Genomic DNA, 19,793 nt, shown 5'->3' with positions numbered 1-19,793 from the left:
ATGGCGACGCCACCGACGCATTCGCGGGTGAACCCGCTCCTACAGGGCCCTTGGTGCTTTTGACAGGGCGGAGTGATGGCCGGTCGCCCCAGACCTCTTGCCAAAATCTTGGAATACCATAATATGATATCCCGTAGACCTTGAGTCTGCAGGCCGGCACCTACAATTAAAAACGGCCACCAGAACACTTTGTTTTAGCTGCTCCCCGAACACCATTGGCGGGCGCACCAAGAGCCCCGCCTCGAATAACAAAAGCAACGAGGGCGTAACCATGCTGTTAAGCAAACGTGTAACCGCAGTGCTGTCTGCCAGCCTGCTGACCCTGGCATGTCAGGCCGCTCAGGCCGCCGACAGCCTCAATTTCGTCAGCTGGGGTGGTACAACCCAGGACGCCCAGAAAGAAGCGTGGGCCGTACCGTTCACCAAGACCACGAACATCAAGGTCGTGCAGGACGGCCCCACCGACTATGGCAAGCTCAAGGCCATGGTCGAGAGTGGCAACGTGCAGTGGGACGTGGTCGACGTCGAAGCCGACTTTGCCCTGCGTGCTGCCAGTGAAGGCCTGCTCGAACCCCTCGACTTCACCCAGATCAAGCGCGACAAGATCGACCCACGCTTCGTCTCCGATCATGGCGTCGGCTCATTCTTCTTCTCCTTCGTGCTCGGCTACAACGAAGGCAAGCTCGGCGCCAACAAGCCGGTGGACTGGACCGCGCTGTTCGACACCAAGACCTACCCCGGCAAGCGAGCCCTGTACAAATGGCCCAGCCCAGGCGTGCTGGAACTGGCCCTGCTGGCGGACGGCGTAGCCCCCGACAAGCTGTACCCGCTGGACCTGGACCGCGCCTTCAAGAAGCTCGACACCATCAAGAAAGACATCGTCTGGTGGGGCGGTGGCGCCCAGTCGCAGCAACTGCTGGCCTCGGGTGAAGCCTCGCTCGGCCAGTTCTGGAATGGCCGTGTCTACGCCCTGCAGCAAGACGGTGCACCGGTGGGCGTGAGCTGGAAGCAGAACCTGGTCATGGCCGACTTCCTGGTCATCCCCAAAGGCGCCAAGAACAAGGACGCGGCCATGAAATTCCTGGCCAACGCCAGCAGCGCCGAAGGCCAGGCCGAATTCGCCAACAAGACTGCCTACGCGCCGGTCAACGTCGACAGCGTGGCCAAACTGGACAAAGACCTCGCGCCAAACCTGCCGACTGCCTACGCCCAGGACCAGGTCACCCTCGACTTCGCCTACTGGGCCAAGAACGGTCAAGCCATCGCGGCCCGCTGGAATGAGTGGTTGGTCAAATGAAAGTCGCCATCAACGCCCTGCACAATGCGCAAGGTGCCCCCACGGGTGCCGGCGCCCCGGGCACCGCCCCACGCCGCGCAAGCCTGAGCCAGCGCTGGAAAGGCAGCCGCAACCTGCTGCCCGCCCTGCTGTTCCTCGGCGTGTTCTTCTTCGCGCCGCTGATCGGCCTGTTGCTGCGCGGGGTGCTGGAACCCACCCCGGGGCTGGGTAATTACGAGCAGCTTTTTGCCAACTCGGCCTACGCGCGTGTGCTGTTCAACACCTTTTCGGTGGCCGGCGTGGTTACCCTGATCAGCGTGCTGCTGGGCTTCCCGCTGGCCTGGGCAATCACCCTGGTGCCCAAGGGCTGGGGCCGCTGGCTGCTGAACATCGTGCTGCTGTCGATGTGGACCAGCCTGCTGGCGCGCACCTACTCGTGGCTGGTGCTGCTGCAAGGCTCGGGGGTGATCAACAAGGCGTTGATGGCCATGGGCATCATCGATGCCCCGCTGGAAATGGTGCACAACCTCACCGGCGTGGTGATCGGCATGAGCTACATCATGATCCCGTTCATCGTGCTGCCACTGCAGGCGACCATGCACGCCATAGACCCGATGGTGCTACAGGCAGGTTCGATCTGTGGCGCCAGCCCGTGGACCAACTTCTGGAAGGTGTTTCTGCCGCTGTGCCGGTCGGGGCTGTTCTCCGGGGCACTGATGGTGTTCGTGATGTCGCTCGGTTACTACGTCACCCCGGCGCTGCTGGGGGGTGCGCAGAACATGATGCTGCCCGAATTCATCATCCAGCAGGTGCAGTCGTTCCTCAACTGGGGCCTGGCCAGCGCCGCCGCCGCACTCCTGGTAGCGATCACCCTGGTGCTCTTCTACCTGTACCTGAAGCTGCAGCCGGAATCCCCGGTTGGCAACCCGAGGTAATCCGCCATGCTCCTGTCTCCCAATGCCATGGGCCGCCCGCTGCGTACGGGCCTGTACCTGACCACCGGGGCGATTGCGGCTTTCCTGCTGCTGCCGGTGGTGTTCATCGTGCTGCTGTCGTTCGGCTCATCCCAGTGGCTGGTGTTCCCGCCACCCGGCTGGACCTTGAAGTGGTACAGCCAGTTCTTTTCCAACCCGGAGTGGATGGAGGCCGCGCTGGCCAGCCTGAAGGTGGCCGCGCTGACCACGGTCGCCGCCGTACTGCTGGGCCTGCCCACCGCGTTCGCCCTCGTGCGTGGCCGCTTCCCGGGCCGCGAGCTGCTGTACGGGCTCTTCACCATGCCGATGATCGTACCGTTGGTGATCATTGCCGTGGCGGTGTACGCGCTGTTCCTCAAGCTTGGCTATACCGGCACGCTGTTTGCGTTCGTGGTCAGCCACGTGATCGTCGCCCTGCCGTTCACCATCATCTCGATCATCAACTCGCTGAAGCTGTTCGACCAGTCGATAGAGGATGCCGCGGTGATCTGCGGCGCCTCGCGCCTGCAAGCCATCTTCAAGGTGACCTTCCCGGCCATTCGCCCCGGCATGATCGCAGGTGGCCTGTTCGCCTTTCTGGTGTCGTGGGATGAAGTGGTGCTGAGCGTGATGATGGCCAGCCCCGACCTGCAGACCTTGCCCGTCAAGATGTGGACCACCTTGCGCCAGGACCTCAGCCCGGTGATCGCCGTGGCCTCGACCCTGCTGATAGGCCTGTCGCTGCTTGTCATGTTCATTGCCGCCGCCTTGCGCCGGCGCACCGAAACCAACGCCTGAGTGCGCGGAGATAACAACAATGAGTGCAGTGATCAAAGACAACGCGCACGGCAAGGCCCTGGTCAGCCTGCGCGGCCTGAACAAGCACTACGGCGACTTCACCGCCGTGGACAACCTCGACCTGGAGATCCAGGACGGCGAGTTCCTGACCTTCCTCGGTTCCAGCGGGTCGGGCAAGTCCACCACCCTGTCGATGCTGGCCGGCTTCGAAACACCGAGCAGCGGCGAGATCCTGGTCGACGGCCAGTCGCTGGTCAACGTGCCGCCGCACAAGCGTGACATCGGCATGGTGTTCCAGCGGTATTCGCTGTTCCCGCACCTGAATGTGCGTGACAACATCGCCTTCCCACTGGCCATTCGCAAACTCGGCGCTGCCGAAACAGCCAAGCGCGTCGACGCCATGCTCAAGCTGGTGCAACTGGAGCAGTTCGCCCACCGCAAACCCTCGCAAATGTCGGGCGGCCAGCAGCAGCGCGTGGCGATTGCACGAGCGCTGGTGTACGAGCCGCGCATCCTGCTGATGGACGAGCCGCTCGGCGCACTGGACAAGAAGCTGCGTGAAGACCTGCAGGACGAACTGCGCCAGTTGCACCGCCGCCTGGGTATCACCATCGTCTACGTCACCCACGATCAGGAAGAAGCCATGCGCCTGTCCCAGCGCATCGCCATTTTCAGCCACGGCAAGATCGTCGGCCTGGGCACCGGTTACGACCTGTACCAGAATCCGCCGAATGCCTTTGTCGCATCGTTCCTGGGCAACTCCAACTTCCTGCGGATCAAGGCCAGCAGCAACGGCGCGGGCAGCTTCGAGGGCCAGCCAGTGGCTATTCGCCTGACCCCGGGGCTGGCCGCCTCGCAGGATGCACTGATCATGGTGCGCCCGGAAAAGGCCGTGGCCCTGACCGCTGAACAGGCCACGCGTGAACCGCTGCCGGCGGGTTGGAACGAGGTCAGTGCCAAGGTTGGCGAAGTGTTGTTCCTGGGTGAAAGCCAGACCTGCCATGTGGTGACTTCCGGGGGTACCGAGCTGACCGTGAAGGCACTGTCGGCTGCGGGCATGCCAATGCAGCCGGGCGACAGCGTGAAGGTGCGCTGGGCAGTGGCAGACGCGTGCATTTATACCGAATGGGCCGAGAGCGACCTGAGCAAGTCAGCCGGGGCGCACTAACGCTCTTCTGCGTTGCAGCGCCTGCCAGATCGAGCACCGTCCGCGCGGCGCACGATCCGACAGGCGCTGCACGATTGGAGGCGTACGCCCCCGTCACATTATCATCACGCCACTGTCGTAATCTGCCGGCCAACTCTATGCCACAGGCCACCCGGCATGCCCCGCCTGCTTGTCTTGCTGCTCACCCTGTTACCTCTCGCAACCTTGGCTGAGCCCCTGCACCTGCGCGTGCAAGGCTCCAATACCATCGGTGCGGCCTTGCTGCCGGCGCTGGTACAGGGGCAATTGCGCGCGCAGCAGGCCACAGCCATCGAGCAACAGCCGGGCAAGGTGGCCAACGAGCGGGTGATTACCGCCCGCGACGTGCACGGCCAGCGCTTGCGCATCGACATTGCCGCCCACGGCTCGAGCACCGGCTTTGTCGCGCTGGGCCGTGGCGAAGCGGACCTGGCCGCTGCCTCGCGGCCGATCAACGACAGTGAAGTCCGCCAGTTGCAGGCGCTGGGTGACCTGCGCGCAGCTGGCGCCGAACACGTGATCGGCCTCGACGGCGTCGCAGTCTTCGTCCACCCCGACAACCCAATACCCCAACTGAACACCCGGCAACTGGCGGAAATTTTCTCTGGGCAGATCCAGCGCTGGGAACAACTGGGCGTACCTGGCGGGGCCATTCACCTGTATGCCCGAGACGACCGTTCCGGGACTTTCGAGACCTTCAAGGCACTGGTGCTGGAACCTCAGCACGCCGAAATTTCGGCCAAGGCCAGGCGCTTCGAGTCCAGCGACGAACTGGCGGTACACGTGGGTACCGACCGCCAGGCCATCGGTTTCAGCAGCCTGGCCGCCGTACACGGGGCCAAGGTGCTGGCGGTGGCCGAGGGCGACGCACCGGCCATGCTGCCGGAGCGCGCACGGGTGGCCAGTGAGGACTACCCGCTCTCGCGGCGCCTGTATTTTTACTTGCCAGCCAACCCCAAGCCCCAGGCCAAGGCCCTGGCCGATTTCGCTCAGAGCCCGGCCGGCCAGGCGATCATCGCCCAGCAGGGTTTCGTTTCGCAGCAGATCAAGGCCCTGTCTGTCGCCCCCCAACGCGACATGCCACCGCGTTATCGCACCCTGGCCCAGCAGGCGCAGCGGCTGAGTGTGAACTTCCGGTTCCAGGAAGGAAGCGCCAACCTGGACAACAAGGCCCTGCGCGACGTGCAGCGGGTGGCAGAGTACCTGCGCCTGGCCGGAAAGCTGCAGGGCAAGGCAGTGCTGGTGGGGTTCGGCGACCCCAAGGAAACCCCCGGGCGCGCAGCCCTGCTCTCCCGCCTGCGCGCGCAAGCGGTGCGCCGCGAACTGGCACGCGGTGGAGTGGAGGTGCTTCAGGTGACCGGGATGGGCGATGAATTGCCAGTGGCCGGGAATGAACTGGAGCAAGGCCGGCTGCGCAACCGGCGGGTCGAAGTGTGGGTGTATTGATCCGGCCCCGTACACATCCCTGTAACAGCCTTTTTGCTGCAAAGAGGCCCGAGCAAGGGCCCCATCGCAGCACAAGGCTGCTTCTACAGGCTGTACAGCAGGTTCCGCGTTATCAGCGGGTGACTGTACGCATGGTGACGAACTCTTCAGCCGCCGTCGGGTGCACGCCGATGGTTTCGTCGAACTGCTGCTTGGTCGCACCGGCTTTAAGCGCAATGCCCAGGCCCTGAATGATCTCGCCAGCGTCTGGACCGACCATGTGGCAGCCCAGCACCTTGTCGGTCTCGGCATCCACCACCAACTTCATCAGGGTCTTTTCCTGAATGTCGGTCAGGGTCAGCTTCATGGCCCGGAAGCGGCTTTCGAATACCTGCACCTTGTGCCCGGCCTCCAGCGCCTGTTCTTCGGTCAAGCCCACGGTACCGATTGGCGGCTGGCTGAACACCGCAGTGGGGATGTTCTGGTAATCCACCGGGCGGTATTGCTCGGGTTTGAACAGGCGCCGCGCCACGGCCATGCCTTCAGCCAAGGCCACTGGGGTCAACTGCACACGGCCGATCACATCGCCAATGGCAAGAATCGAGGGCGCGGTGGTCTGGTACTGCTCATCAACCCGGATGTAGCCGCGCGCATCCAGCTCGACGCCGGTGTTTTCCAGGCCCAGATTGTCCAGCATCGGGCGCCGGCCAGTGGCATAGAACACACAGTCGGCGACCAGCTCGCGACCGTCCTTGAGCGTGGCTTTGAGGCGACCATCTTCAAGCTTGTCGATGCGCTGGATGTCGGCGTTGAACTGTAGGTCAAGGCCGCGCTTTTCCAGTTCTTCCTTCAGGTGGGTGCGCACCGAGCCATCGAAGCCGCGCAGGAACAGGTCGCCACGGTACAGCAGTGAGGTGTCGGCACCCAGGCCCTGGAAGATGCCGGCGAATTCGACGGCGATATAACCCCCGCCCACCACCAGCACGCGGCGCGGCAGGCTCTTGAGGTAGAAGGCTTCGTTGGAGGTGATGGCCAGTTCCTTGCCGGGGATGTCCGGTACCTGCGGCCAGCCACCGGTAGCGATGAGGATGTGCTCGGCGGTGTAGCGCTGACCGTCCACTTCCACTTCATTGGCACCCGTCAGACGCGCGTGGCCCTGCAACAGGGTCACCCCGCTGTTGACCAGCAGGTTACGGTAGATACCGTTAAGGCGCTCGATTTCCCGATTCTTGTTGGCAATCAGGGTGCCCCAGTCGAAATGCCCCTCTTCCAACGTCCAGCCGTAACCTGCGGCCTGCTCCAGTTCATCGGCAACGTGCGCGCCGTACACCAGCAGCTTTTTCGGCACACAACCGACGTTGACGCAGGTCCCCCCCAGGTAGCGGCTTTCAGCCACTGCCACTTTTGCGCCAAAACCGGCAGCAAAACGCGCTGCGCGCACACCACCGGACCCGGCGCCAATCACGAACAGATCAAAATCGAAGGCCATGTATTCACTCTCCTAGGCAGGCGTCCAGCATACCGCCGTTGGCCGCAGCAAACAAAAAAGCCACCCCGAAGGATGGCTTTGAGGCTAGCAGGGCTAATCAGTATGCCTTGCCAGTCTTGTAGTAGTTCTCGAAGCAGAAGTTGGTCGCGTCGATGTAGCCTTCGGCACCACCGCAGTCGAAACGCTTGCCTTTGAACTTATAGGCAATCACGCAGCCATCTTTGGCCTGCTGCAGCAGGGCATCGGTGATCTGGATTTCACCGCCTTTGCCTGGTTTGGTATTGGCGATGATGTCAAAGATATCCGGGGTCAGGATGTAACGGCCGATGATCGCCAGGTTCGAGGGCGCGTCTTCGGGGGCCGGTTTTTCGACCATGTTGGTCACACGGAAGATGTCGTCGCGAATCATCTCACCGGCGATCACACCATACTTGTTGGTTTCCTGCGGATCGACTTCCTGGATGGCGACGATCGAGCAGCGGTACTGTTTGTACAGCTTGACCATCTGCGTCAGCACGCCGTCACCTTCCGGGTTGACGCACAGGTCGTCCGCCAACACCACCGCGAACGGCTCGTCGCCGATCAGTGGGCGGCCAGTGAGGATGGCGTGGCCGAGGCCTTTCATTTCTGTCTGGCGCGTGTACGAGAACGAGCACTCGTCGAGCAGACGACGAATACCGACCAGGTATTTTTCCTTGTCGGTGCCCTTGATCTGGTTTTCCAGCTCGTAGCTGATGTCGAAGTGGTCTTCCAGGGCCCGCTTGCCGCGCCCGGTAACGATGGAGATCTCGTTCAGGCCAGCATCCAGTGCTTCTTCAACGCCGTACTGGATCAGTGGCTTGTTGACCACCGGCAGCATTTCCTTGGGCATGGCTTTGGTAGCAGGCAGGAAGCGAGTGCCGTAGCCGGCTGCCGGGAACAAGCATTTTTTGATCATATACGTCCTTACAAAAGGCTAGGCCTGTGGAATTCGGCGCAGTCTAATCAGGCGGCAGTGACCTTACAATGCCCCCGATAACGACCGATGCCATCATAGAGATATCCCAGTGTAGATAGTTCCGGGGGATCGTAAATATTGCTGTCATACATGACCGTTGGATGACAGGCAAATCAGCGTGCCTGTGGCGGCCTCGTCGACGGGTTCATCCGCAAAGAGGCCGCCTAAGACTTACATCAACTCCCCGTCCCTTGTCCGATCAGCACCCCATCGACCTGCTGACCATACAGGTTCACCCCATCATTGGCATGAAACTTCACCCGCGTCTTCTCGATGGACCCTTCCACCAGCCGCGGGTCCTGTGGCCGCTCGTGGCGGTTGATCCACGCCGCCACGTCCCAGGCCTGCTGGTCGCTTAGGCTGCCTGGCTTGCCCAGCGGCATGTTGTACTTGATGAACGACGCAGCGGTGTTGATGCGGTGCATGCCAGCCCCCCAGTTGTAGGAGTCCTTGCCCCACAGCGGTGGCATGACGTATTCGCCTGCGACCTTTTGCCCTTCACCGTTATCGCCATGGCAAATCGCGCATTGTTCACGGTAAACCTGCTGGCCGCGCTTGAAGTCATAACCACCCTTGGGTTGTGCCACCTCCGGATAACCACGTCCGGCAATCTCCACACCGGTCGGTGCCTTGGTCGACAGCCAGTATGAATACACTGCCAACGCGGTCATCTGCGGGCTGTCAGCGGCCGGCGGCTTGCCGTTCATGCTGAACTGAAAACACCCCTGGATACGCTCGGCGAAGGTGTTGACCTTGTCATTTTTCTTGCGGTACGCCGGGTACATCGGGTAGGCGCCCCACAGCGGCGCCGAATGCGCCAATCGCCCCTGATCGAGGTGGCAGTTACTGCAGTTCATGCCGTTGCCCACAGCCTCGGGCATCAATCGGCGGGTGTCGACGAACAAGGCATGGCCTTCACGCACCATCTTGCCAAAAGCATTATCGGGCAACTCACGCTCAGCGGGCGGCACGAACTGCGGTGCCGCCTGCACACCGGGAACCTTCAACTGCGACTGGTCTTCCATGGCGATCGGCGTGGCCTGGGCGCTGCCCACGGTCAGCAGCCACAAGACTGGAATCATGGTTTTCATGGCGTGACCTCCTGGCTGACGGGGCGGGCGAAGAACTCGGCAACGGCCTTGACCTCCTCATCGGTCATGGCCTTGGCCACGCCGACCATCAGCTGATTGGGGTCATTGCTGCGGCTGCCGTCGCGCCAGGCATTGAGCTGTGCCACCAGGTAACTGGCGGGCTGGCCGACCAAGGGCGGGAAGTGTTCGCCCACCCCACCGCCACCCGGCCCGTGGCATTGCACGCAGCCGGGAATCTGCCGACTCCAGTCGCCGTACAGGGCCATGCGGGTGGTAGGGTCATTGGCAATCTGCTGCCGGCGCAGGTCGCCAGCGGGTGCTGCCGGCAGGCTGGCCAGGTAGGTACTGACGGCCTTGATTTCATCTTCGCTCAAGGCCTTGGCCAAGGGCTCCATCACTGGCTGCTTGCGGCTGCCGTTGCGCCAGTCATGCAACTGCTTGGCAATGTAACCGGCCGGAAGCCCGGCCAAACGTGGAAAGCCGGCAGCGGCAATACCCTTGCCGTCCGGGCCATGGCAACCAAGGCAGGCCATGGCGGCGGGGTTGGCCCCACCCTGGGTGAACACCTTCTGACCGTCAGCGGCATGTGCCGTGGGCCAGGCCAGGATCAGCAGGCTGCCGATCACCACGCGTCTCAACGGTGTCATCACGAATCTCCTTTTCTTTTGTTATATGTTTAGGCTCAAAACATATAAGCAGAGAAAGGAGCACCCGTTGCTTCAGATCAACTTCCGGAGATGCATTCGGTGGCGGCGGTGCGCACATCCCCCAGGCGCAGCGGGAAGTTATTCAGCCGCTCGTGCAGTTTGATGCTGCTGCCGCTGCCGCGCTCGTCGATATCCACCAGCGCCGCCGGGCCAGCACCTGAGGTGATTTTCTGCGGGACGATCAGCCGCAGGCCGTCGCCACGCGGCTCTTCGGTCAGCGGGTCACGCGTATCGGCCAGCTTCTCCTTTACGCAATCGGCATAGGCGCGCGGGCTCTTGCCAGAGATCACATCCATCGTTTCACGCGATTGCTCCAGCTCTGCGACGCTCACGCAGCCACCGAGCGTCACCGACAACGCCGCCACCATCCACTTCATTTGCTGCACCTCTGCCTTCAAGAATTCGCTTCGACCACATCCAGGCGGTTTTGCTCCCTGCTTTGGCAGAATTATCTACGCCCGGCGATCAACGCGGCAGTCTAACGGCACATCGTGGTATCTTTTGCTTTTGCAGATCCAAACCTTGCGGAGCATCACATGAAATTCGTACACCAGCGCGAGCACCTCAATGAGGACGATATTGTCGTCATCGAGTGCTCCCAGCGCTGCAATATCCGCCTGATGAACGACGCCAACTTCCGCAGCTTCAAGAACGGCGGCCGTCATACCTACCACGGCGGCCATTTCGAGAAGTTTCCGGCAAAGATCACCGTACCCAGCACCGGCTTCTGGAACATCACCATCGATACCGTCACTACTCGCCCGATCTCGGTCACCCGCAAGCCAACCCTGACCCACAAGATCAAGATCATCCGTCGTTCGTCGTCGAAACTCAGATAAGGCCACCATGACCCAGACCATCAAGTACGTCATCAAATACAAGCTCGACGGCCAGCGTCGTTGGGATTTCGCGCTGATGCCCGATGCCTCGCAAGAGCAAGCCCTCGAAGCCCTGCGCAAGATCCACGGCGAAGACGCCGAGAAAATCAGCGACATCCAGGTCAGCAAGGCCCTGTAAGACTCGCCGCAAGCCCCCGCCGCATCGCTCGCCCTACGCAAGGAGAATCGCATGAGCCATTGGCCAGACCGCCGTATCCTCGACCTGCTGGGCATCGAGCTGCCCATTCTGCAGGCCCCCATGGCGGGGGCCACCGGCTCGGCCATGGCCATTGCCGTGGGCCTGGCAGGTGGTCTGGGCGCCCTGCCCTGCGCCATGCTCAGCGGCGAACAGATGCGCGCCGAGATCGCTGCATTCCGCGCCGGCTGCCCGGGGCGCCCGCTGAACCTGAACTTCTTCTGCCACCAGCCGCCAGCGCCCGATGCCGAGCGCGATGCGCGCTGGAAGCAGGCACTTGAGCCTTATTACAGCGAAGTGGGCGCCGATTTCGCAGCGCCCACGCCAGTGTCCAACCGCGCGCCTTTCGACGAGCAGAGCTGCCAGTTGGTCGAAGCCTTGCGCCCTGAGGTGGTGAGCTTCCACTTCGGCCTGCCTCAGGCCGAACTGCTGCAGCGGGTAAAAGCCAGCGGTGCCAAGGTACTGTCCAGCGCCACGACCGTGGAAGAAGCGGTCTGGCTGGAGCGCAATGGATGCGACGCTATCATCGCCATGGGTTATGAAGCCGGTGGCCATCGCGGCATGTTCCTCAGCGATGACATCACCAGCCAGATAGGCACCTTCGCTCTGGTACCGCAGGTGGCCGATGCCGTCAGCGTGCCGGTGATTGCCGCCGGTGGTATCGGCGACCACCGTGGGCTGTTGGCGGCAATGGCCCTGGGTGCCTCGGCAGTGCAGATCGGCACGGCTTACCTGTTCTGCCCCGAGGCCAAGGTGTCGCCAGCGCATCGCCGGGCGCTGGACAGCGCGCCTGCCAGCGACACCGCGTTGACCAACCTTTTCACCGGCCGCCCGGCGCGGGGCATCAACAATCGCATCATGCGTGAGCTGGGGCCGATGAGTGAGCTTGCACCGCGCTTCCCCCTGGCGGGTGGGGCGTTGATGCCTTTACGGGCGATCACCGATCCCCAGGGTAACAGTGACTTCAGCAATCTTTGGTCGGGCCAGGCATTGCGGCTGGGGCGGCACATGCCCGCGGGTGAGCTGACCCGGGAGATCGCCGGGAAAGCACTGGCAGTGATTGGTCACCAGGCATTCTGACAAGCAGGCCTGCCCTCTTCACGGCCAATGGTTTATCGCTATATAGTTAAGGCTATAACGATAATCTCAAGGAGCTGTCTTCATGCGTATTCGCTCGCCCCAGTTGGCCGTCACTGCCCTGGCCAGCCTGCTCGCGTTCAACACGGCCTGGGCCGACGAAGTCCAGGTCGCGGTCGCAGCCAACTTCACAGCCCCTGTCCAGGCCATCGCCAAGGCCTTCGAAAAGGACACCGGCCACAAACTGGTCGCGGCCTATGGCGCCACCGGGCAGTTCTATGCGCAGATCAAGAACGGTGCACCGTTCGAGGTGTTCCTCGCCGCTGACGACACCACCCCCAAGAAGCTTGAAGCGGAAAAGGAAACCGTACCCGGCTCGCGCTTTACCTACGCCATCGGCACTCTGGCCCTGTGGTCTGCGAAGGAAGGCTACGTAGATGCCAAGGGTGAAGTGCTGAAGAAGAACGCATATAAACACCTGTCCATCGCCAACCCGAAAGCGGCACCTTACGGCCTGGCCGCCACCCAGGTACTGGACAGGCTGAAGCTCACCGAGGCCACCAAAGGCAAGATCGTCGAAGGCCAGAACATCACCCAGGCCTTCCAGTTCGTCTCCACCGGCAACGCCGAGCTGGGCTTCGTCGCTCTGTCGCAGATCTACAGGGATGGCAAGGTAACCAATGGCTCGGCCTGGATCGTGCCGTCCAATCTGCATGACCCGATCCGCCAGGACGCCGTCATCCTCAACAAAGGCAAGGACAATGCGGCCGCCAAGGCACTGGTCGAGTACCTCAAAGGTCCGAAAGCCGCAGCGGTGATCAAATCCTATGGTTATGAACGCTGATGCCACTGGACGCCAGTGACCTGGGCGCCATCTGGCTGACCGTAAAACTGGCCAGCCTGACCACCCTGATCCTGCTGGTTATCGGCACACCCGTCGCCTGGTGGCTTGCCCGCACGCGCTCATGGCTGCGCGGGCCGGTGGGCGCGGTGGTGGCACTGCCGCTGGTACTGCCACCGACGGTGATCGGCTTTTACCTGTTGATCGCCCTTGGCCCGCACGGCTGGCTCGGCCAGGCCACCCAGGCGCTGGGCCTGGGCAGTGTGGTGTTCAGCTTCACAGGCCTGGTGATTGGCTCGACGGTGTACTCCATGCCGTTCGTGGTGCAACCACTGCAGAATGCCTTTGCCGCGATCGGCCAGCGGCCCCTGGAAGTCGCCGCTACCCTGCGCGCCAGCCCATGGGACACCTTCGTTCATGTGGTGCTGCCGCTGGCCCGCCCTGGCTTCGTCACTGCCAGCATCCTCGGCTTTGCCCACACGGTGGGCGAGTTTGGCGTCGTACTGATGATCGGTGGCAACATCCCCGACAAGACCCGCGTGGTTTCGGTGCAAATTTTCGATCACGTCGAAGCCATGGAGTACTCGCAAGCCCACTGGCTGGCCGGTGCCATGCTGGTGTTCTCTTTCCTGGTGCTGCTCCTGCTGTACGCTGGACGCCGCGGCAAAGCTGGCTGGAGCTGAAATGACCGCATCGATTGTGGCGCGCCTGAAACTGGCACGCGACGACTTTACCCTGGACGTCAACCTGCACCTGCCCGGGCGCGGCATCAGCGCCCTGTTCGGTCACTCCGGCTCTGGTAAAACCAGCTGCCTGCGCTGCCTGGCCGGGCTGGAGCGGGCCGCCAGCGCCTATATCGAAGTCAACGGCGAAGTCTGGGAAGACAGCACCCGTGGCTACTTCCAGGCACCGCACCTGCGCCCGGTGGGTTATGTGTTCCAGGAAGCCAGCCTGTTCCCGCACCTGTCAGTGCGCGGCAACCTTGCGTTCGGCTGGCGCCGGGTAGCGCCCGCTGAACGCAAGGTCAGCCTCGACCAGGCTTGCCAACTGCTGGGTATCGGCCACTTGCTGGACCGCCGCCCGGCAACCCTGTCTGGTGGCGAGGCGCAGCGGGTGGGTATTGCCCGCGCCCTGCTCAGCAGCCCACGGCTGCTGTTGATGGACGAGCCGCTGGCAGCCCTCGACGGACCGCGCAAGCGCGAGATACTGCCCTTCCTGGAGCGCCTGCACGACGAACTGGACATCCCGCTGATCTATGTCAGCCACGCCCAGGATGAAGTCGCGCGGCTGGCCGACCACCTGGTGTTGCTGGAACAAGGCCGAGCGATCGCCAGCGGCCCGATCGGCGAGACTCTGGCTCGCCTCGACCTGTCGCTGGCCCAGGGCGACGATGCCGGCGTAGTGTTCGAGGGTATGGTGGTAGGGCACGACCCGCACTACGGCCTGCTTGACCTACGCCTGCCCGGCAGCAGCGGGCCGCTGCTGCGCATCACCCACGCTGCGCAGGAGATGGGCAGCACCCTGCGCGTCAAGGTGCAGGCCCGGGACGTCAGCCTGGCACTGGCGGCGGACAGCGCATCGAGCATCCTCAACCGCCTGCCGGTGCGCGTACGCGAGAGCCGCCCGGCGGCCAACCCGGCGCATGTGCTGGTCAGCCTGGATGCCGGGGGCAATGCCCTGCTTGCACGCATCACCCGCTTCTCGGCAGACCAGCTCGGCTTGCATCCAGGGCAGGTACTGTTCGCCCAGATCAAGTCGGTTGCCCTTTTGGGTTGAGCATCCTTCGCGCGCATATTGTCCATTGATCAGTGACCTGATCGAGGCCTGCAGCCCATGCTCGACTGCCCCATGCCGCGCACCCTGCACTACGTTGACGACAGCCAGCCGGGCCTGACCCGTCGGCGCTGGCGCGACCGCTTCATCTATCTGGATGCCGATGGCCAACGGGTACGCGACAGCGACACCCTCTCGCGCATCGCCGCACTGGTGATTCCCCCGGCCTACACCGATGTGTGGATCTGCGCCGATCCGCAAGGCCATCTGCAAGCCACCGGCCGCGATGCCCGTGGCCGCAAGCAGTACCGCTACCACGCGCAGTGGCGCGAACTGCGCGACCAGCACAAATATGGGCGCATGCTTGCGTTCGCCCAGGCCCTGCCAACGCTGCGCACACAGTTGCAAGCCCACCTGGCGCGGCCAGGGCTGGACCGGGAAAAGGTAATGGCGCTGGTAGTGAGCCTGCTGGACCACACCCTGATTCGCATTGGCAACCAGCGCTACCTGCGCGATAACAAGTCGTATGGACTGACCACCCTGCGCAATCGCCATGTACAGGTCAAAGGCAGCAACATTCGCTTCCAGTTCCGCGGCAAGCGCGGCGTCGAACACAGCGTCACCGTCAATGACCGGCGCCTGGCCAACTTGCTCAAACGCTGCATGGAACTGCCTGGGCAGGCGCTGTTTCAGTACCTGGATGAAAACGGCCAGCGCCATAGTGTCGGCTCCAGCGAGGTCAATCAGTTTTTGCAGCAGTTGACCGGCGCCGACTTCACCGCCAAGGACTATCGCACCTGGGCCGGCAGCAGCCTGGCATTGAACCTGCTGAGGCCCTTGGCCTGGGAGCCGGAGAGTGAAGCCAAACGCCAGGTCGCCGCGATAGTCCGCCAGGTCGCCACACGCTTGGGCAATACGCCGGCCGTGTGCAGGCGCTGCTACATCCACCCGGCAGTCCTGGAGCACTATGCCTTGGGGCGCCTGGCCAATCTGCCGAAAAAACGTGCGCGCAAAGGCCTGGACCCGGAGGAAGTGGCCTTGCTGTTGTTTCTTCAGGCTCTCGAGGAACAGGACGACCATTGAGCTTGTCTATTCAGCCCATGATGCGAAGAAATTTCCCATTAGCCGCCAACCCCCCTATTCTTGGCAGCGAGCGCCTTGGCCGACAAACCGTTGACGGTTTGCTTTGGCACCTGCAACTGAAGACACGCAACAGAATTTGTCTGTCGGGGAATTCCTATCCGCCGAAAGCGTCTTTAATGAGAAGGAAGAGGGACAAGCTCCCGCCGCCGCGGCAACTAGCCCTGCGGACTCTTACATTACCAAGGAGAACTACATGCTGATACTCACCCGTAAGGTTGGCGAAAGCATCGTCATCAACGATGACATCAAAGTCACCATTCTGGGCGTCAAAGGGATGCAGGTGAGGATCGGTATCGATGCACCGAAAGATGTCCAGGTCCATCGAGAAGAGATCTTCAAACGCATCCAGGCCGGCAGCCCGGCTCCGGAGAAACACGAAGACTCGCATTGAGCCTCCCCTAAGGGGCATGGATGCGCTCGACCGCCAGCCTCAGGCGCCCATTAACTGATGCACCGTGGCGATCATCTCATCCATGTCGAATGGCTTGTCGAATATTGCGGCAAACAGGGCCGGACATCCTTGGCTGGCCTGCGCGCCGCTCATGAGGATGACCGGCAACTCGCTTAACGCCGGGTCCTCGCGTATGGCACGCGCCAACTCCTCGCCATTGAGTAGCGGCATCATGTAGTCGGTAATCACCAGCTGCACGCGTTTTTCCTTCAACGCCTCCAGTGCTTTGCAGCCATTGCTCGCCTTTTCCACCTGGAAACCTTCGTCCTCCAGGGCAAAACCGAGGATATCGGCGATCAGGTATTCGTCATCGACAATCAGGATGGTGTTCATCGGCTCGTCCGTCACCCGCTCCCCTGCGGCATCGGCGTTCCCGAGAGCACACCACAGGCACCTTCGAACGCCTTGCGCAAGGTAATGCCTTGCGGCCCGATCAGCAGCTCGTGCAATGCCGGGTCATGATGGCTGTCACGTACTTTGAGGACCGACAGCATGCGCCGTAGTTGCGAGTCCAGTTCGACAAAGCGCATCAGCATAAGGTTGTCGACGATACTCGACAGGTCCGGTGCGGGGGCGCTGATTTCCGCGCCGAAGATGTCGCGCATCTCCCAGGTCAGGATCACACTGACATCGCGCGCGCGCAACTCACCCGCCAGCGCGCGGAAAAACGCATTGAGCCGCGTCGAGTCAATTGCCAGCCGGCTGAATGCGCCAAGGCTGTCGATCACCACGCGCTTGCTGCCCTGCGCCGCCACACACTCCAGCAGCCGCGCGCCAACCTGGTCCAGCAACCCCTCGGTGGTCGGCTGCCAGCACAGTTGCAAGCTACCACCCTGTTCCATCGCGGCAAAATCGTAACCGAGCGAAGCGGCCTTGCTGCGCAGGCGTTCGGGCGTTTCGTAAAAACCGAAATGCAACCCCGGTTCCTGCGGGGTGCTGGCACCGAGAAAGGCCAGGCCCAATGACGTCTTGCCACTTCCCGAAGGCCCCATCAACAGGCTGACTGACCCAGTGGCCAAGCCACCGCCAAGCATTTCATCGAAGGTTGGCACACCGCTGCTGATACGCGCCAAAGTGCCGCTGCCCAACTGGCTGGGGTGGCTGAACAACGCTTCCAGGCGAGGATAAACCTGCATGCCGGACTCATCGACAAGGCATTCGTGACGCCCCGACAACGCACCACTACCACGGGTCTTGCGCAATTGAACATGGCGCACTGCGCGGCTGCCCACCAGTTGCTCACCCAGTTCGATCACGCCATCGACCATGGTGTGTTCCGGGCTGCCCTCGTCCAGCCGGGCACTGGTCAACAGCAGAACGGTGCAGCCGGCAAAGGCTGCATGCCCCTGCAGCTCAGAGACGAACTTTTTGGTGTCCAGCGCGGTTTCCGCACGTACCCGAGCATTGAGCACACCGTCGACGATCAGCAGGCTGGCCTGTTGCCGGGCAATTTCCTGACGCAGCAAGCGCACCACTGCATCCAGCCCGTCCTGCTCAAGCGTATCAAAGGCACTGACGAACTGGATTTGTTCGCCGACCAGCGCCGGGTCGAAGAAGTCCAGCGTGGACAGATACTGGAACAAGCGTTCATGCGACTCGCTCAGCAACGTGGCCACCAGCACCCGACCACCGCCACGCACGTGGCCACAGGCCAGCTGATTGGCAAGGATGGTCTTACCGGCCCCCGGCGGCCCTTGGATAATGTAGGAGGCGCCAGCGATCAGGCCGCCCTTGAGCAACGCGTCGAGCCCGTCGATCCCCGTTACCAGCCGCTTCAGTGCCTGTGCCATGTTGTCTACCTGTCGAGTGGGCTATCCGTCTGGTCCTGATACATTGGCAAGTACAGTCGCATGCAAGTTCCCCGGCCAGGCTCGCTGTCGACATAAATCGCACCGCCACTTTGCCGGGCGAAACCATAGACCTGGCTGAGCCCCAGGCCGGTACCCTTGCCGAAAGGCTTGGTGGTGAAAAACGGCTCGAAGATACGCGGCAGTATCTCTTTGGGTATACCTTCGCCGCTGTCTTCCACCTTGAAGCGTACGAAGCTGCCCTTGAGCCCTTCAACTTCGCCGAGCAGCTCGACCACATCGACAGTCAGGCTGATCCGGCCATGCCCCTCGATGGCATCACGGGCATTGAACAACAGGTTGAGCAACACCATCTGCAGTTGCCCGGCATCCACCTCGATCAGCGGCAGGTCCGGTTGCAGCAATACCTCCAAGTCAATTGAGCCTGGCAAAGCATGCTCAAGCAGGCCACGCGTAGCGGTCACCACGTCTGCCGGGGCAACGCTGGCCACATCGAACTTGCGGTGACGAGCAAAGCTGAGCAGTTGCTGGGTCAGTTCGGTACCGCGCTGGCTGGCATCGAGGATGTGCTGCAACATGCGCTGGGCGCGAGCCGGGTCCTGGGTGGCCAGCGCCAGGCGGGCCGAGCTGATGATGATGGTCAACATGTTGTTGAAGTCGTGCGCCAGACCACCGGTCAACTGGCCGAGGGCTTCAAGCTTCTGCGCCTGGAACAGCTGGGCGCGCACTGCGTCCAGCTGCAGCGCCGACTCGCGACGGTCAGTGATATCGCGTGTCACCTTGGCCAGGCCAATGATCTGGCCATTTTCATCACGGATCACATCCAGTGCAGCCAGGGCCCAGAACTGTGTACCGTCCTTGCGCACCCGCCAGCCTTCGTCCTGCGCCCCACCCTGCTCCAGCGCCTGGCGCAGCAGGCGCTCGGGGCGGCCATCCGCACAATCCTGGGGGGTGAAGAACAACGAAAAGTGCTTGCCGATCACTTCATCTCCACGGTAACCCTTGATCCGTTGTGCGCCGGCGTTCCACGACACCACATGGCCGGAAGGGTCGAGCATGTAGATGGCATAATCCACCACCGACTGAACCAGCTGTTCATAACGATGGGCAGGCATGACGGAATAGTCGAGGCAGTCAGCTGGAACCATGCAAACTCCACTGGCACAGCAGGAGGGAGGAAATGAGCGTAGCCCGGAGCGCCTGCCAGTAGACCGCTGAACGACTACAGGCTGTCAGCGTTCCGGCTCGGTCAGCGCCGGGCTGATGCGACGCGGCATGGCCACTTTCAGCAACCACAGGCTCAGCACCATGATCATACCACCGCCGGCCAGTGCCAACATACGCTGCTGCTGTGAGTGCTCTGCATCGAAGCCCAGCAACAACAGGTACCCGCCCAGGCTGATCAGGCTGATGTAAAGAAATGCACCCAGCACGAGCACCTGCGCGAACACCAGCCGCCAGAATAACCGTGGACGCACCACACCTTCGCCAACTCGGCCCTGAGTCATTACGGAGCACTCTTGGATCCATTAATGGGCAACACTGGCGCAGTGATGGCAAGGTGTCAATTGCCCGTTCGATCGACCCTTCTATCTGTTGATCATAGGTGCTGCAGTTGACTCAACTATAACAATGGGTTATAAAGCGCGCTTGATTGCGAAGCCCTTCTGCCTAGAAGCGAGCTGGTCGTTGCGACCCCTTCAA

The 19,793-nt window shown here is 62.2% G+C and carries 22 protein-coding genes; 13 read left to right on the top strand and 9 right to left on the bottom strand.

Features of this window, described 5'->3' with window-relative positions:
- The first annotated feature begins 271 nt into the window (after positions 1-271).
- The 5 genes from ACYCCG_RS12205 to ACYCCG_RS12185 all read left to right on the top strand — a co-directional run bounded on the left by ACYCCG_RS12205 (position 272) and on the right by ACYCCG_RS12185 (position 5,659).
- Positions 272-1,297 (top strand): ABC transporter substrate-binding protein, encoded by a 1,026-nt coding sequence (locus tag ACYCCG_RS12205; RefSeq protein WP_209966956.1) that lies wholly within the window; start codon positions 272-274, stop codon positions 1,295-1,297.
- On the top strand, positions 1,294-2,211 hold the full coding sequence (locus ACYCCG_RS12200) for an ABC transporter permease (RefSeq protein ID WP_176682387.1): 918 nt from the start codon (positions 1,294-1,296) through the stop codon (positions 2,209-2,211). The genes ACYCCG_RS12205 and ACYCCG_RS12200 overlap by 4 nt, the downstream gene beginning before the upstream one ends.
- A 6-nt stretch (positions 2,212-2,217) precedes the next feature.
- Entirely contained in the window at positions 2,218-3,027 is an 810-nt protein-coding gene (locus ACYCCG_RS12195; RefSeq protein ID WP_176682386.1) for an ABC transporter permease, read from the top strand.
- 19 nt (positions 3,028-3,046) lie between these two features.
- Complete coding sequence (locus tag ACYCCG_RS12190; RefSeq protein ID WP_209966958.1) at positions 3,047-4,195, top strand: ABC transporter ATP-binding protein; 1,149 nt, start codon at positions 3,047-3,049, stop codon at positions 4,193-4,195.
- A gap of 156 nt (positions 4,196-4,351) precedes the next feature.
- Positions 4,352-5,659 carry a substrate-binding domain-containing protein gene (locus ACYCCG_RS12185; RefSeq protein WP_209966960.1) on the top strand — a complete coding sequence of 436 codons (1,308 nt, stop codon included), beginning with the start codon at positions 4,352-4,354 and terminating at the stop codon, positions 5,657-5,659.
- A 112-nt stretch (positions 5,660-5,771) separates the two neighbouring features.
- On the opposite strand, the gene gorA is transcribed toward ACYCCG_RS12185, so the two are convergent.
- The 5 genes from gorA to ACYCCG_RS12160 all read right to left on the bottom strand — a co-directional run bounded on the left by gorA (position 5,772) and on the right by ACYCCG_RS12160 (position 10,299).
- A complete protein-coding gene (gene gorA, locus ACYCCG_RS12180) occupies positions 5,772-7,127 on the bottom strand; it encodes a glutathione-disulfide reductase (RefSeq protein WP_021784247.1) in 1,356 nt (451 codons plus the stop codon).
- Positions 7,128-7,224: 97 nt separating this feature from the next.
- Positions 7,225-8,064: a UTP--glucose-1-phosphate uridylyltransferase GalU gene (gene galU, locus ACYCCG_RS12175; protein WP_014590484.1), complete on the bottom strand. Its 840-nt coding sequence runs from the start codon at positions 8,062-8,064 to the stop codon at positions 7,225-7,227.
- A 236-nt stretch (positions 8,065-8,300) separates the two neighbouring features.
- Entirely contained in the window at positions 8,301-9,215 is a 915-nt protein-coding gene (locus ACYCCG_RS12170; RefSeq protein WP_209966962.1) for a c-type cytochrome, read from the bottom strand.
- Entirely contained in the window at positions 9,212-9,862 is a 651-nt protein-coding gene (locus ACYCCG_RS12165) for a c-type cytochrome (protein ID WP_459670537.1), read from the bottom strand. Before ACYCCG_RS12165 ends, ACYCCG_RS12170 begins: the two co-directional genes overlap by 4 nt.
- A 77-nt stretch (positions 9,863-9,939) precedes the next feature.
- On the bottom strand, positions 9,940-10,299 hold the full coding sequence (locus ACYCCG_RS12160; protein WP_176682380.1) for a hypothetical protein: 360 nt from the start codon (positions 10,297-10,299) through the stop codon (positions 9,940-9,942).
- 159 nt (positions 10,300-10,458) lie between these two features.
- On the opposite strand from ACYCCG_RS12160, the gene ACYCCG_RS12155 reads away from it, so the two are divergent.
- From ACYCCG_RS12155 to csrA, 8 genes are all read left to right on the top strand, one after another.
- A complete protein-coding gene (locus tag ACYCCG_RS12155; RefSeq protein WP_003250918.1) occupies positions 10,459-10,761 on the top strand; it encodes a DUF1883 domain-containing protein in 303 nt (100 codons plus the stop codon).
- Between the two features lie 7 nt (positions 10,762-10,768).
- Positions 10,769-10,939 carry a hypothetical protein gene (locus tag ACYCCG_RS12150; RefSeq protein ID WP_012051910.1) on the top strand — a complete coding sequence of 57 codons (171 nt, stop codon included), beginning with the start codon at positions 10,769-10,771 and terminating at the stop codon, positions 10,937-10,939.
- Between the two features lie 51 nt (positions 10,940-10,990).
- The gene (locus ACYCCG_RS12145; protein ID WP_459670536.1) at positions 10,991-12,076 is read left to right on the top strand and encodes an NAD(P)H-dependent flavin oxidoreductase; all 1,086 of its coding nucleotides are present in this window, start codon (positions 10,991-10,993) and stop codon (positions 12,074-12,076) included.
- Between the two features lie 82 nt (positions 12,077-12,158).
- Positions 12,159-12,917, top strand: a complete 759-nt coding sequence (gene modA / locus ACYCCG_RS12140) for a molybdate ABC transporter substrate-binding protein (RefSeq protein ID WP_209966968.1) — start codon at positions 12,159-12,161, stop codon at positions 12,915-12,917.
- Positions 12,917-13,597, top strand: coding sequence for a molybdate ABC transporter permease subunit (gene modB / locus ACYCCG_RS12135; RefSeq protein WP_209966969.1), 681 nt, complete (start codon positions 12,917-12,919; stop codon positions 13,595-13,597). Before modA ends, modB begins: the two co-directional genes overlap by 1 nt.
- 1 nt (position 13,598) lies before the next feature.
- Entirely contained in the window at positions 13,599-14,690 is a 1,092-nt protein-coding gene (gene modC, locus ACYCCG_RS12130; protein ID WP_209966971.1) for a molybdenum ABC transporter ATP-binding protein, read from the top strand.
- A 57-nt stretch (positions 14,691-14,747) separates the two neighbouring features.
- Positions 14,748-15,770 (top strand): DNA topoisomerase IB, encoded by a 1,023-nt coding sequence (locus ACYCCG_RS12125; RefSeq protein WP_339443007.1) that lies wholly within the window; start codon positions 14,748-14,750, stop codon positions 15,768-15,770.
- A gap of 253 nt (positions 15,771-16,023) precedes the next feature.
- On the top strand, positions 16,024-16,221 hold the full coding sequence (gene csrA, locus ACYCCG_RS12120) for a carbon storage regulator CsrA (RefSeq protein ID WP_012051904.1): 198 nt from the start codon (positions 16,024-16,026) through the stop codon (positions 16,219-16,221).
- 39 nt (positions 16,222-16,260) lie between these two features.
- On the opposite strand, the gene ACYCCG_RS12115 is transcribed toward csrA, so the two are convergent.
- The 4 genes from ACYCCG_RS12115 to ACYCCG_RS12100 all read right to left on the bottom strand — a co-directional run bounded on the left by ACYCCG_RS12115 (position 16,261) and on the right by ACYCCG_RS12100 (position 19,597).
- The gene (locus ACYCCG_RS12115; RefSeq protein WP_339443008.1) at positions 16,261-16,614 is read right to left on the bottom strand and encodes a response regulator; all 354 of its coding nucleotides are present in this window, start codon (positions 16,612-16,614) and stop codon (positions 16,261-16,263) included.
- 11 nt (positions 16,615-16,625) lie between these two features.
- The gene (locus ACYCCG_RS12110) at positions 16,626-18,071 is read right to left on the bottom strand and encodes an ATPase domain-containing protein (protein ID WP_209966977.1); all 1,446 of its coding nucleotides are present in this window, start codon (positions 18,069-18,071) and stop codon (positions 16,626-16,628) included.
- 5 nt (positions 18,072-18,076) lie between these two features.
- Positions 18,077-19,237, bottom strand: a complete 1,161-nt coding sequence (locus ACYCCG_RS12105) for a two-component system sensor histidine kinase NtrB (RefSeq protein ID WP_339443009.1) — start codon at positions 19,235-19,237, stop codon at positions 18,077-18,079.
- Between the two features lie 84 nt (positions 19,238-19,321).
- Positions 19,322-19,597 carry a hypothetical protein gene (locus ACYCCG_RS12100; protein WP_209966981.1) on the bottom strand — a complete coding sequence of 92 codons (276 nt, stop codon included), beginning with the start codon at positions 19,595-19,597 and terminating at the stop codon, positions 19,322-19,324.
- Between the last annotated feature and the right edge of the window lie 196 nt (positions 19,598-19,793).

This window comes from Pseudomonas sp. VEM90 (genome assembly GCF_054611535.1).
Note: the sequence above shows the minus strand (reverse complement) of the source record. Positions and strands in the feature narration are given on the sequence as shown.